Origin of the sequence: Streptomyces sp. NPDC058683 (assembly GCF_042716195.1) — a bacterium.
Classification (GTDB): domain Bacteria; phylum Actinomycetota; class Actinomycetes; order Streptomycetales; family Streptomycetaceae; genus Streptomyces.
Window position 1 is genome coordinate 99,693 of the sequence record NZ_JBHXSK010000016.1, and the last position, 13,346, is coordinate 113,038.

The following is a 13,346-nucleotide window of genomic DNA, read 5'->3' on the forward strand; positions in this document are numbered from 1 at the left end:
GTCGGCGTACAGGCTTCCCGCCCACCACACATAGGCGGACTAAAGGGCATGAGATGGTAGGACAGTCGGATCAACACGGTGGACCACCCGCCGGATGGCGGGGAGCTTCCGCCGTCCGGCGGCCCCGATGGCCGGCGGGGCGCGCGGATCATGGCCGTACGAGCCGCAGTTCATCACCGCCGCGAGGAGCCGCCATGACCTCCGCACCGCCCCCGTTCGACCCCGAACTCTCCGCCGCCCTGGAGCTGATCAGGGAGATGGTCTCCCCGGGGTTCACGCTGGACGAGATACCCGCGGTCAGGCAGAACGCGGGGATACAGCTGCTCGCCGAGATCGACCTCACCCTGGACGGGGCGTTCGAGGTGGCGGACCGCACGGTGCCCGGCCCGGCGGGCGCCCCCGAGATCTCCCTGCTGATCTGCCGGCCCACCGCACCCGCCGAGCCCACCCCGCTGCCGGTGATCTACCACGTGCACGGCGGCGGCATGGTGCTCGGCAACAACCGGGTGGGCGTGGACGTCCCGCTGGCCTGGGCGCGGGAACTGGGCGCGGTGGTGGTGTCGGTGGAGTACCGGCTGGCGCCCGAGCATCCGCATCCGGCACCGGTCGAGGACGTGTACGCCGGGCTGCTGTGGACGGCGGAGCATGCCGAGGAGATCGGCGGCGACCCCGAGCGGATCGTGATCGTCGGGGCGAGTGCGGGCGGCGGCCTCACCGCGGCCCTGGCCCTTCTCCTGCGAGACCGTCAGGGCCCCTCGGTCATCGGCCAGATGCTGATGTGCCCGATGCTCGACGACCGCAACGACACCCCGTCCAGTCACCAGATGAAGGGCCTCGGCGTCTGGGACCGCACGGCCAACGAGACCGGCTGGACCGCCCTCCTCGGCGAGGCCCGCGGCGGCCCCGGCGTCTCCCCCTACGCGGCCCCGGCCCGCGCCACCGACCTCACCGGCCTCCCTCCGGCCTTCCTCGACGTCGGCTCCGCCGAGACCTTCCGCGACGAGACGGTCGCCTACGCCTCCCGCATCTGGCAGTCGGGCGGCATCGCCGAACTCCACGTCTGGCCCGGCGGCTTCCACGGCTTCGACGGCTTCGCTCCCCAGGCCGCCCTCTCCCAGTCGGCGAGGACGGCCCACACGGACTGGCTGCGACGACTGCTGGCGCGCTGAGCGAACATCAGCCGACGGACACCGGCTGCCGCACCGGCGCCCGCCGGGCCGGCGCCCGGTCCAGCTGGACCGCCACGGTGCCGTAGAACCGCTGCACAGCATCGTCGACACTGCGGATGAACCCGGTCTCGGCGTTGCCCCGCCCACCGCCCATGCTCTTGAGGAGGGAGAGCCGGAAACCGGTGATCCGGGCGCCGTCCGCCTTCGGCAGCAGGTCGGCCGGCTCAGGGCGCAGCCGTTCCAGCGTGCCGCGCGGGCCGGCCGTGTCGCCCTCCAGCAGGGTCTCGACGTGCAGGTCGGCGGGCGCCTCCGCCAGCGATCGCACCAGTCGCTTGGCCCAGCTCAGGGGGTAGCCCTGCTCGGGGGCCGGGATGTCCATGGACGTACGGAGTCTTCCGGTGCGCAGATCGGCGACGACCGCGAGCACTCCGGGCGTTCCCTCGATGCGCAGCTCGGCCTGGAGCCGGCCCTGGAGGCACAGCTGGTCGGCGAGGAGGCTGCGGCGCTCCCGGGGGTCCCTGCCGCCCTTGGAGCCCCGGACCGGGAGCACCTTCTGCCCGAGTTCGCCGCCCAGGCCCAGGCAGACCTGCCGGATGAGCCGCTCCCAGCTCTCGACCACGTCGAGGGCGCGCGGGTCGCCCTGGCACAGGGTCTCGTCGTCGATGCCGTTGCGTACCGGAACCCAGGCGGGGCCCATGTTCTGGAATCCGTGGCAGCCGGAGTTCTCGTGCTGGAGGTAGTGCAGCAGCTCCTGGAGAAGCCAGGCGTGCGCCTTGTTGCCGACGCCCTCGTGCCGGATCAGCATCTGGGCCTGCTGGGTGACCTCTGCCCAGGACAGGTGCCGCAGCGCCACCTTGTGCTTGCGCCGTCCGTCGATCTTGACGTCGACGAGCGGGCTGCCTTCGAGGGCGACGTCGTTCGACAGCGTGATCACGGCCTCGTAGCCACGGCGGGCCGCGATGTCCATGTACGCCTGCACCTGGTCGGACTTCAGGGCATTGCCATTGGTCTTCGTCTCGACCAGCGCCGTCCACAGCTTGCCGGCCCGCTCGACGCGGATGACCCCGTCGGGACGCCGAGGGGTGTCGCCGTGCGGCAGGGACACCTCGGTGAACGTCTCCATGCGTCCGGCCGGTGCGCCGAAGCCCGCCGTGAGCCGCCTGCCGAACTCGGGGACCTGTGCCATCACCGAGAGGAGAACCGAGGTCGCGCGTGTCTCGCGGTCCCGGTCGCTCTTCAGGGCCGAGACGGGGAAGAGCCGGGCTTCCCGCCAGGACTCGTTCTCCGCCAGGGACTTCCTGGCCGCCTTCGGCAGGGTGACCTTCTTCTTGGCCGTACGGGGCCGGGCGGCCGACTTCGTCGCCGCATCGTCGTCAGCGGGCGGGCGCGGCGCCGGGACACCGTCCAGGTTCGGCGCCGCCGCCTGCTCGTCGACCGGCTCGGGGTCGCCCGGGACGGCCGGTTCCTCGCCCGCCGGACCGTCGAGCGCCTCCTGCGGCTCGGCGTCGTCGTCGATGTCGACACCGAAGTCGGTCGCCAGACCGGCCAGACCGTCGGCGTACCCCTGGCCGACGGCCCGGAACTTCCACTCGCCCGCCCTCCGGTACAGCTCCCCGAAGATGACCGCGCTCACCGCGTCGGCGTCCTCGATCGTGAACCGGAGCAGAGGGTCGCCCGCCGCATCGGCCAGCGTGACCGTGAGGTTCTCCAGTTCTCCGAAGTGTGCGTCCCGGTACCGGCTGGCCGCCACGACCATCCGGTCCACGTCCTGCGGTACGGCGGTCAGGTCGAAGCCGATCCGGTCCTCGTCCCCGGCCTCCGTCGGCGTCTTGCCGAGCAACTGCACACTGCCGTCGGCCGCCACCGGGTTGTTGTAGAAGTAGAAGTCGGAGTCACCGCGCACCTTGCCGCCGGGTCCGACCAGCAGAACGGACACGTCCGCGTCGCCCTCGCCGCTCGGGCTCACCCACCCCAGGCTGACGACCACCGAGCCGGCGTTCTCGCTCAGGGCCGACAACGTGACGTTGGACCCCTTCACCATCTCCTGCATGAATCCCCCCAGGATCCCCACCATTGAGCAGACCAACTGTAGTGCCCACCGACCTCGGCGGTACCGTCGGCCCGCAATCGACCGACCTTGCGCGTTCTTGACCGGTTCGGGACGAAATGCCTCGTCAGCGCAGCCCCAGTGTCCGGCGGTACGGCTGCCTTGGGCCGGCGGTGGCTGTGATCGTGGTGCACGTGGGGAGGGCTGCACAGGTGTGCACCGGGGTGAGGAGGGTGTTGCGGGTGAAGTGGAGGTGTTGGGGGTCGCCACAGTCGGGGGCGGGGGGCCAGGCGCCGGGGTAGGGGCGGCGGGGCAGCCAGGTGGGGACCTTGTCGTCCCAGTAGTTGTTCAGGTAGCGGATGTTGCGGACCGGGCGGTTGCCCCAGTTCTCGCTGCAGCCGCCGATCGAGGCCACGTAGTCGTGGACGACGTTGTCGCGGACGGTGATGCGGTTGCTGGAGTCGTCGGTGTAGATGCCGACGTTCCAGACACCGTGGGCGCTGTCGGTGACGGCGTTGCGGGCCACCAGGGCGCCGTCCGAGTAGGAGGGGCCCTGTTCACCGCGCAGGTAGATGCCTCCGCCGTCGGCCAGCAGGCGGTTGGTGGCGAAGACCCGGTTGCCGAGGATGCGGTTGCGGCGGGTCAGGCCGCGCAGGTCCTCGCTGGGGCCGGAGAGGATGCCGGTGTACGGGACGTGGTCGACCTGGTTGTGGGCGATGAGGGTGTCCTGGGTGGCGCTGTTCCAGATGCCGGAGGCCGCGCGGTACTCGGCGCCGACGTGGTGGATCCAGTTGTCCGTGACCCGGTTGCCCGTGTTCGTGCCCCGGGTCGCCGGGGGCAGGACGCCCAGGGCGATACCGCCGTCGGAGATGTCCGTGAAGACATTGCCGGTGACCGTGTTGTGCGAGCTGTCGGCGGCGAAGTCGAGACCCTGGGCGCCCAGATGGGTGAAGCGGTTGCCGGTGAGGGTGATGTGCTCGGCGTGCCGGAAGGTGACGTTGCCGGGCACGGTGAGGGCCGTGATGTCACCGCCCTTGCCGGGGCGCATGTACATGCTCCAGGCGGCGGCGAACCCGGCCGGCTCGTTCGGCGCCAGCCAGGTGGCGTGGGCGAAGGTCAGGCCTCGGAGGGTGAGGTCGTGCACGGGGTGGGCGGCGGAGCTGCCGGTTCCGCTGAGCAGGGTCTGGAGGACGGGTGCCGTGACCTCGGTTCGGGTCATGTCCTCGCCCGGGCGGGGGCGGTAGAGGAGGGTGTGGTGGGCGGGGCGGGAGCGGTCCAGGTACCACCTGCCGTCCCTGCCGAGGAAGTCCGGGGCGTTCTCCACGTCATGGGTCCGGGTCAGGGCCTCCGCTCCGTACAGGGCTCGGGCCATCCTCCAGCAGGGCTGGTCCATGGTGATCGCGGTGCGGCCGGCGGCGTTCCTGGAGATCGCGGCCACACCGCACCGGCCCTCCACGTAGTCGTAGCGGTGGACGACTTCGAGGTCGGCCGGGTGGCGCCAGGTGAGCGGGATCCTGCTGGTGGTGGTGTAGCCGGTGGCCGTCGGTTTCAGTTCTCCGGGCACGGGTGCACCCCGGGCCGCGCGCGGGGCCCGGCGGCCGTCGACGTAGAGCTGACGGGTCTCCAGTGCCCCGGCGTCGGCTTGCCAGACGCCGGGCTGTCCGGGGGCCGGGCGCCAGCCGGTGATCCGGCGGCCGCCGCTGAGGGTGACCGGCTCCTGGTGCGCGGTGCCGTAGCCGTACGCCTGGTAGACGACCCGGTGGCCGTGCCGGCCCGAGTCGGCCGGGGTCAGGCGCAGCGGGGCGGTCAGGCGGTAGGTGCCGCCGCGCAGGTTGACCGTGATGTCCGAGGTCATGCGCGGGGCCATGGCCCGTACGGCCCGCTGGGCGCGGGCCGCTGTGGCGAAGGGGTGGTCGAGGGTGCCGGGGCCCTGGTCGTCGCCCCAAGGGGCCACGTAGAGCTGGGTGGTGGATGGGTGGTGCGGCGCCGGTGCGCCGGCCGTCGATGCCAGTACGGCCGCCATGGCCAGGGCGGCGACCGCACTCCCCCGTGCTGTCCTCACGTGATGCCTCCCGCTCGTCGGATGGATCCATCGTGGAGCGGGCGTGGTCGCCGGGGCGTCGGCCGATCGTCTATGCCGGGGTCTCTTTGGTCGCTGCCCGGGCGACCTGAGGAGGAGCCGGCGGTACGGGTGCCGGTGCCGGCCGGCGGGTCACGGCGCCGGCCTCGCCTTCGACCGGCGCGCTCTCAGGCTCCGTTCGCCGACGCCTTCTTGATCGCCTCCCTGATCCTGGAGTAGGTGCCGCAGCGGCAGACGTTCTCGATGCCGTCGATGTCGGCGTCCGTCGGGTGCGGGGTGCGTTTCAGGAGGGCGGCGGCCGCCATGATCTGGCCGGGCTGGCAGAAGCCGCACTGGGCCACGTCGCAGTCCAGCCAGGCCTGTTGGACGGGGTGCAGGGTGGTGCCGTCGGCGAGGCCCTCGATGGTGGTGACCTCGCGGTCCGCGCAGTCGGCGACCGGGACCATGCACGGCTGGATCTCCTCGCCGTCGAGGTGACTGGTGCAGGCGCGGCAGACGCCCACCCCGCAGCCGTACTTGGGGCCGGTGACGCCGAGCAGGTCGCGCAGCACCCAGAGCAGGGGCATGTCGGCGGGTGCCTCGACGGTGACCGGTTCGCCGTTGAGGACGAAGGTGTACGAACGCATCGGTGCCTTCTGGGAGTCGGGAGGCGGTGGGTCAGAAGTCGAGAGGGAAGCTGCGGGGTCTGGTGCCGGTGGCGCGGGCGTATGCGTTGGCGACCGCGCCCGCCGCGGCAGGGACGCCGAGTTCACCGGCGCCGCCCGGTTCCCCGCCCGAGGGCAGGATGTGCGCCTCGAAGGAGAGGGGTGCGTGCCGCTGGCGGGCGTAGTGGAAGTCGGCGAAGCTGCCCTCGCGGACCGCGCCCCGGTCGATGTGCAGCCCGGCCCGCAGCACCGTGGAGATGCCGTCGACGGCGGTGCCCATGAGCTGTGCCTCCAGGCCGCGCGGGTTGACGGCCGTACCGACGTCGGCGGCCATCACCACCTTGGTGACCCGGGGGTTCTTCGGGTCGGTGGCGTCGATCTCGGCCAGGCAGGCGACGGCGGATCCGTACTCCTCGTGGACGGCCACCCCCTGGGCGGTGCCCGCGGGCATCGCGCGGCCCCAGTGGCCGGCGGCAGCCGCCTTGGCGAGTACGGCCTTCACCGCCTTGCTTCGCAGGGTGGTGCGGCGGAAGGCGACCGGGTCCCGGCGCAGCGCACGGGCGATGTCGTCGACGACGATCTCCTCGGCCGTGCGCATCGTCCCGGAGTCCACCGAGCGCCACGCGCCCAGCGGCATCGGCAGCTCGATGCCGCCCGAATCGCCGCCCACACGGCCGAAGTTGTAGAGCCCGCTGTCGCTGGGCAGCGGCCGCACCCCGGCGGCCTGTGCGGTGAGGCCGGTCTCGTCGGAGGACTCCCCCACCGAGGCGGTCAGGTGCTGGAAGGCCACCACCCGGCCGCCGGCGACACTGGCCCGGATCCGGTGGTGGCTCGCGGGGCGCATCCTGCCGTGCCGGGTGTCGTCGTTGCGGCTCCACATCAGCTTCACGGGCCTGCGGGCCGCCTTGGAGATGAGCGCGGCCTCGATGGCCGCGTCGAAGTTGAGCCGGCGCCCGAACGAGCCGCCGCCGCGCACCACATGGACCCGTACGGCCGAGGTCGCCAGTCCCAGCAGGTCCGCGACGGTCTCGCGGGCGTCCGTCGGGGTCTGGGAGGAGAACCACAGCTCGGCCCGGTCGGCGCGGACGTCGGCGACCGCGGTGAGCACCTCCATCGGGGCGTGGCTGACGAAGGCGAACGCGAACTCGCCCTCGATCTGCGTCGATCCGCGCGGCGGAGTGCCGGGCCGGGGCACCGCGGCCCGCAGCCGGGCACGGATCTCCTTGTCCGACAGGGGCGCGAGCGGGCCGGCGGCCCAGGTGATCTGCAGCGCGTCCCGGCCCTGGAAGGCGTGGTGGAAGGTGTCCGCCACCACGGCGACACCGCCGGGGATCCGTACCACCGCGTGGACGCCGGGCAGGGCGCGGGCCGCCGTGTCGTCCAGGGAGACCAGCTTGCCGCGCAGGGTCGGCGGCCGGGCCACCACGGTCGGTTTCGCTCCGGCGACCGCCAGGTCCCCCGCGTACTTCGCGGCACCGGTGACGATGTCCCGGGCGTCGATCCTGGTCGTCGGCTTCCCGATCACCCGGTGCCGGGAGGCCGGCTTGGGCTTGCTCGACACGTCCGGGGTGCGGATCCGGGCGGCGCTCGCGGTGAGGGAACCGAAGGTGGCCGTCCGGCCGTCGGGGGCGACGACCCGGGTGTTCCAGGTGCGCAGGCTGTGCGCGGGGAGCCGCCAGCGGCGGGCGGCCGCGGTCACCAGCCGGGCGCGCGCGGTGGCGGCCAGCTGCCGGGCCGGGCCGTACAGCGAGCTGACCGAGCTGGAACCGCCGGTGTACTGGTTGCCCTTGCTGCGGGCGTCGGCGAGCGGGATCCGCACGTCGGCGAGGCGGGCGTCCAGCTCCTCGGCGATCATCATGGCGACGGCGGTGGTGATGCCCTGGCCGACCTCGACCCGGGGCAGCCGTACGACGACCTGGTTGGCGGCGGTGACCTCCAGGACGAGCATCTCCTCGTCGGTGCCGGTCACCACGACATCGGAGGCCGGGGTGGCACCGTCGGCCCGTGGGGTGTCGCAGCCGAGCGGGGCGGCGACCGTGAGGGTGGCCGCGGCCACCGTGTAGACCATGAGTCTGCGGCGGGACGGTCCGGCGGCGGCCCGCACGGGCTCGTTGCGGTCCAAGCGGGGGCTCCTGTCGGTCGGTGCCTGTGTCGACGCTGTGTCTCGACAGCTAGGAGGGGCGGGCGTCCATAACGGTTGCCTGTCGCGCCCGGTTCTCCTCGCCGTACCGCCGGATGGCGCATCATGGCGGTATGAAGGAGCTGGCGGGGCGGCTGGCCGCGGTGGACCCGGATGCCGGGGCCGCCGTCGCGGTGATCGCCTACTTCGACCGGCTGGCCGAGACCCGGGCCGGTCTGGAGGCGCTGGTACGCGGGGCCGCCGTGCTCGCCGGCTGTCCGGCGCGGCTGGCCGACGAGGAGCGCCGGGTCCGGCTGCGCGTGGAGCCGGACGGACGGCGGAAGGACAGCGCCGGCGCGCCCGATCCCGGCTGGCCGTGCGCGCCGCTGGTACCGGGCGGGCCGCCCGCGCTCTGGCTGGAGCGGGCCGGCTCCGAGGGGCCGAGCGTCGTCGACGCGGTGATCCTGGAGCGGGCCTCGGCGGCCGTACGGGCCGTGCTCGACCGCACCCGGGGCCGGGCGCCGGCGTCGCCGGTGGACGATCCGGCGCTGGTCGAGACGGTCCTGGACGCCGGCGCCCCGCTGTCGGCCCGGCTGCACGCGGCCCGGGGGCTCGGTCTGGACGCCGGCGCCCCGTCCGCGCGGGTCCGTGCGGTGGCGGTGGCCGGCGGGCCGCCCCGGATCGTGGCGGACGGGCAACCGGTCCCGCCGGCGGGACGCGCGGGCGTGGGCCCGGCGGTGGCCGTGGCGGATCTCCCCCGCTCCTGGGCGGCGGCCCGGACCGCGCTGCGGTTCGCCTCCGACGGCCCTGCGCAGGAGCCGGGACCGGCCGTCGTGCACGCCGACGAGCTGGGCGGTGTCGCGCTGCTCGCCGATCTCGTCGCACCCGGCGCCGGGCCCGCGCCGGACGTCCGGGCCGTGGAGGCCGCGGCCGCGGACGCGCCCTGGATGCTGCGCACGCTGCACGCCATCGCGTCGACGGCGAGCCTGCGGGCGGCGGCCGCCGAGGTCAGCGTCCATCACTCCACGCTCCAGGACCGGTTGACGCACGCGGAGCATCTGCTGGGCTGGTCGGTGCGCACCCCGCAGGGCCGGTTCCGGCTGCAACTGGCCCTCACCATGCGGCAGCTGATGAGGAATCAGTAGACGTCCCGGACGTAACGCCGGTCCGCGGCCAGCTGTTTGACGTACGCGGCCGCCTCGTCCTCGGTGAGTCCGCCGTGCACGGTGGCGATGTCCTTCAGGGCGCGGTCGACGTCCCTGGCCATCCGGGAGGCGTCGCCGCAGACGTAGAAGTGGGCGCCGTCCCGGAGCCAGGACCACAGCAGCGGGCCGTGTTCGCGCATCCGGTCCTGGACGTAGACCTTGGCCCGCTGGTCGCGGGAGAAGGCGGTGTCCAGGCGGCTCAGGGTGCCCTCGGCGAGCAGGGCGGTGAGCTCCTGCTCGTAGTAGAAGTCGGTGGCCCGGTGCTGTTCGCCGAAGAACAGCCAGTTCGGGGCGCGGTGGCCACGGGCGCGGCGCTCCTGGAGGAAGCCGACGAACGGCGCCACACCGGTGCCGGGGCCGACCATCACCATGGGCGTCGCCGGGTCGAGGGGCGGCCGGAAGTGCGGGGAGCGCTGGACGTGCACCGGGACCGGGGTGCCGGGCTCGGCGTCGGCGAGGAACGGGGAGCAGACGCCCTGCCGGGGCCTGCCGTGCAGGTTCTCGTAGCGGACGACGGAGACGGTGGTGGAGACCAGGTGGGGGTCGGTGAGCGGGCTGGACGAGATGGAGTACAGGCGCGGTTGCAGCCTGCCGAGGACACCGGCCCACTCCCCGGCGTCGGCGCGGATCCCGAACTCGGCGGCGACGTCGACGGCCTGCCGCCCCCAGGACCACTTGGCCAGCTCGTCCTTGTTGTCGGGGCGCAGCAGTTTGCGCAGCTCGCGCGGGTCCCGGATGCGTTCGGTGGCGAAACGGAGCAGGTCCGGGGTGATCCGGGTGATGTCGAGGTGCCGCGACAGGGCCTCGGCGAGCGGGACTTCACCGGCTCCGTCGACGCTCACGCCGGTCGCGCCGTCGAGGCCGGTGACGGTCAGCCACTCCGCCACCAGATCAGGGGAGTTGAGAGGGCGGACCGCGAGCGCGTCGCCCGCCTCGTAGACCAGCGGGGTCTCGCTGTCGCGGGTGTCGAAGGTGAAGCGGCGCACCTCCTTGCCGGCGCCGGGCAGGCTGAGCAGCCGGTTGCCGACGAGCCGGGCGGTGGTGGCGGCGGGCCGCCGGGACCGGGCGGGCGCCGGGGCCGGGACGGGCACCGGGGCGGAGGCGGGGGCCGCCGCGGCAGCCCCGTCCTTGAGGGCGGCCAGTACCTGGTCCAGCCAGGACTCCGCCTGTGTCTCGTAGTCGGGTTCGCAGTCGGTGCGCGGCGCGAGCCGGACCGCGCCGAGTTCGTCCATACGACGGTCCAGGCGCCGTCCGTGCCCGCAGAAGTCGTCGTAGGAGGAGTCACCGAAGGCCAGGACGGCGTACCGGCGCCCGGCCAGGCGCCCGGCGTCCAGGGCGGCGAGGCCGTCCCAGAAGCCGGTGCCGTTGTCGGGGGCGTCGCCGTCGCCGAAGGTGCTGGTGATCAGCAGCAGGTCGGCGCCCGTGGGCAGGGCGGCCGGATCGGCCTCGTCCATGGCGACCAGGGAGGCCGGGTGGCCGCCCGCGGTGAGGCGCTCGGCGGTGGTGGCGGCGAAGTCCTCGGCGTTGCCGGTCTGCGAGGCCCAGAGGATCACCACCTGGCGGGTGGCCGGCGCCGCCTGCGTGCCCTCCGGCGCCGGTGAACGGGAGTACATGCCGGCGAGGGTGCCGTTGACCCACCGGGCGTGTTCGGGGCTGAAGGGGGCGTCCGCGGGCAGGACGGGGACGCCGGGTGCGCCGGCCGGGATGCCGGCGAGGAAACCGACCAGGTACTGCCGTTCGGGTTCGGTGAGGACCGGCGGCGGGGCGGGATCGAGTCCGAAGACGGAGGCGGCGGAGGCGAGGGCGGCTGCGGGCAGCGCGGCCGGCGTCTCCTCGATGCCCGGCACCTGCACGCTCACCGGCGTGGACACCTTGGTCAGCGACACCGCGCACACCTTCAGCTCGGGCTGGAAGGACAGCGGATCGACCGCGTCGCTGGTCACGGCGTTGACGCTGAGGTACTCGCCGAACAGGTCGTTCCAGTGGAAGGGTGCGAAGCAGGAGCCGGGCAGCACCCGGTCGGTGACGACGGCCGGCAGCACGGCCCGGCCGCGCCGGGAGGCGACCTCGACGGAGTCGCCGTCGGCGAGGCCGAGCGCGGCCGCGTCCTCGGGGTGGACCTCGACGAACGGGCCGGGGTTGAGCTTGTTGAGCTTGGCGACCTTCGCGGTCTTGGTGAGGGTGTGCCACTGGTGCTGGAGGCGGCCGGTGTTCAGCACGAACGGGTAGTCGTCGTCCGGCATCTCGGCGGGGTCCAGGTGCGGGCGGGCGTGGAAGACGGCGCGGCCGGAGGCGGTGGCGAAGGTGAGGGTGCCGTCGGGGTTGACGTACCGGACCGGGTTGCGGTCGGGGCCGTCGGCGGTGGCCGCGGGCCACTGCACCGGAGTGGCCCGCAGCCGGTCGTAGCTGACTCCGCGCAGGTCGTAGCCGGTCGCCGGGTTGTGGAAGCGTTTGATCTCCTCGAAGATCTGCTCCGCGCTGTCGTAGGAGAAGCCGTCCTCGAAGCCCATCGCGCGGGCGACGGCGGCGATCAGCCGCCAGTCGGCGGTGGCCTCGCCGGGCGGGTCGGCGGCGGGGCGGGCGAGGGTGAGGTTGCGCTCGCTGTTGATGAGGACGCCCTCGGACTCGGTCCACAGGGCGGCGGGCAGCACGATGTCGGCGTAGGCGTTGGTCTCGGTGTCGGCGAAGACGTCCTGGGTGACGACGAACTCGGCGGCCTCCAGGCCCTCGATGACGGTCCGCCGGTTGCCGACGGAGGCGACCGGGTTGGTGCAGATGATCCAGCAGGCCTTGATCTCGCCGTCGGTCATCCTCCGGAACATCTCGACCGTGCCCCTGCCCACCCCGTCGGCGCGGATCGTGCCGGGCTCCAGCCCCCACACCTCCTCGGTGAAGGCCCGGTCGGCGTCGGCCAGGACCGACCGCTGGCCGGGCAGGCCCGGTCCCATGTAGCCCATCTCCCGCCCGCCCATGGCGTTGGGCTGGCCGGTGAGGGAGAAGGGGCCGCTGCCGGGGCGGCAGATCCTGCCGGTGGCGAGGTGCAGGTTGACCAGGGCGTTGGTGTTCCAGGTGCCGTGGGTGGACTGGTTGAGGCCCATGGTCCAGCAGCTGGTCCACTCCCCCGCCTCGCCGATCAGCCGGGCGGCCGCGCGCAGGTCGGCCTCGGGGATGCCGGTGATCGCGGCGACGGCGGCGGGCGGGTAGTCGGCGAGGAACTCCGGCATCGCCTCCCAGCCCTCGGTGTACGCGGCGATGAACCCGGGATCGGTGTGCCCGTTCTCGTACAGGAGGTGGAGCAGGCCGTTGAGCAGGGCGAGGTCGGTGCCCGGTTGCACCTGGAGGAAGAGGTCGGCCTTCGCGGCGGTGGCGGTGCGGCGCGGGTCGACGACGATCAGTTTCGCGCCCGCCTTCACCCGGTCCATCAGGCGCAGGAAGAGGATGGGGTGGCAGTCGGCCATGTTGGCGCCGATGACCAGGAAGACGTCCGCCTTGTCGAGGTCCTCGTACGAGCCGGGCGGCCCGTCGGCGCCGAGGGACAGCTTGTAGCCGGTGCCGGCGCTGGCCATGCACAGCCGGGAGTTGGACTCGATGTTGTTGGTGCGCAGGTAGCCCTTGGTGAGCTTGTTCGCCAGGTACTGGGCCTCCAGGCTCATCTGGCCGGAGACATAGAGGGCGACCGCGTCGGGGCCGTGCTCGTCGACGATCGCGTGCAGCCGTCGCGCGGTCTCGGCGACCGCGGTGTCCACGGCCGTGGGGACGGCCTCCTCGCCCCGCCGGGGCCGCAGCAGGGCGGTGGTCAGCCGGCCGGGCGCGGCGAGCAGGTCGGCGGTGGTGGCGCCCTTCGTGCACAGCCGCCCGAAGTTCGCCGGGTGCTGCTTGTCGCCGGAGGCCTTGAGGACGGTCCGGCGGCCGTCCGGGCCGCTGCCGATGTCCAGGACCATGCCGCAGCCGACCCCGCAGTACGAGCAGACCGTCCGCACCCTGCCGGTGTCGGTGCTGCGCGAGTCCGGCGCGGCCACGGGCACCCCCTGTTCCTGCTGGTCAGCCTCTTCCATCCGGCCTCGACCGTATGCACGGCTGAT

General features: G+C 73.4%; 7 protein-coding genes. 2 read left to right on the plus strand and 5 right to left on the minus strand.

Annotated elements, in window-relative coordinates; translation table 11 throughout:
- Nucleotides 1-194 precede the first annotated feature (194 nt).
- Nucleotides 195-1,169 (plus strand): alpha/beta hydrolase, encoded by a 975-nt coding sequence (locus ACFWXC_RS19375; protein WP_384480200.1) that lies wholly within the window; start codon nt 195-197, stop codon nt 1,167-1,169.
- Nucleotides 1,170-1,176: 7 nt separating this feature from the next.
- On the opposite strand, the gene ACFWXC_RS19380 is transcribed toward ACFWXC_RS19375, so the two are convergent.
- The 4 genes from ACFWXC_RS19380 to ACFWXC_RS19395 form a co-directional block, all read right to left on the minus strand.
- Complete coding sequence (locus ACFWXC_RS19380; RefSeq protein ID WP_384480202.1) at nt 1,177-3,219, minus strand: TerD family protein; 2,043 nt, start codon at nt 3,217-3,219, stop codon at nt 1,177-1,179.
- A gap of 124 nt (nt 3,220-3,343) precedes the next feature.
- The gene (locus tag ACFWXC_RS19385) at nt 3,344-5,278 is read right to left on the minus strand and encodes a right-handed parallel beta-helix repeat-containing protein (RefSeq protein ID WP_384480204.1); all 1,935 of its coding nucleotides are present in this window, start codon (nt 5,276-5,278) and stop codon (nt 3,344-3,346) included.
- 185 nt (nt 5,279-5,463) lie between these two features.
- Nucleotides 5,464-5,922, minus strand: coding sequence for a (2Fe-2S)-binding protein (locus tag ACFWXC_RS19390; RefSeq protein WP_384480206.1), 459 nt, complete (start codon nt 5,920-5,922; stop codon nt 5,464-5,466).
- 31 nt (nt 5,923-5,953) lie between these two features.
- Entirely contained in the window at nt 5,954-8,008 is a 2,055-nt protein-coding gene (locus tag ACFWXC_RS19395) for a molybdopterin cofactor-binding domain-containing protein (RefSeq protein WP_384480367.1), read from the minus strand.
- Nucleotides 8,009-8,193: 185 nt separating this feature from the next.
- On the opposite strand from ACFWXC_RS19395, the gene ACFWXC_RS19400 reads away from it, so the two are divergent.
- Entirely contained in the window at nt 8,194-9,204 is a 1,011-nt protein-coding gene (locus ACFWXC_RS19400; RefSeq protein WP_384480208.1) for a helix-turn-helix domain-containing protein, read from the plus strand.
- On the opposite strand, the gene ACFWXC_RS19405 is transcribed toward ACFWXC_RS19400, so the two are convergent.
- Complete coding sequence (locus ACFWXC_RS19405) at nt 9,198-13,205, minus strand: molybdopterin-dependent oxidoreductase (protein WP_384480369.1); 4,008 nt, start codon at nt 13,203-13,205, stop codon at nt 9,198-9,200. The two genes, ACFWXC_RS19400 and ACFWXC_RS19405, sit on opposite strands and share 7 nt — an antisense overlap.
- Nucleotides 13,206-13,346: the final 141 nt, after the last annotated feature.

Coding starts and splice junctions, on each gene's coding strand:
- ACFWXC_RS19375 (WP_384480200.1), top strand. CDS start 195: ATGACCTCCGCACCGCCCCCGTTCGACCCCGAACTCTCCGCCGCCCTG.
- ACFWXC_RS19380 (WP_384480202.1), bottom strand. CDS start 3,219: ATGCAGGAGATGGTGAAGGGGTCCAACGTCACGTTGTCGGCCCTGAGC.
- ACFWXC_RS19390 (WP_384480206.1), bottom strand. CDS start 5,922: ATGCGTTCGTACACCTTCGTCCTCAACGGCGAACCGGTCACCGTCGAG.
- ACFWXC_RS19395 (WP_384480367.1), bottom strand. CDS start 8,008: ATGGTCTACACGGTGGCCGCGGCCACCCTCACGGTCGCCGCCCCGCTC.
- ACFWXC_RS19400 (WP_384480208.1), top strand. CDS start 8,194: ATGAAGGAGCTGGCGGGGCGGCTGGCCGCGGTGGACCCGGATGCCGGG.
- ACFWXC_RS19405 (WP_384480369.1), bottom strand. CDS start 13,205: ATGGTCCTGGACATCGGCAGCGGCCCGGACGGCCGCCGGACCGTCCTC.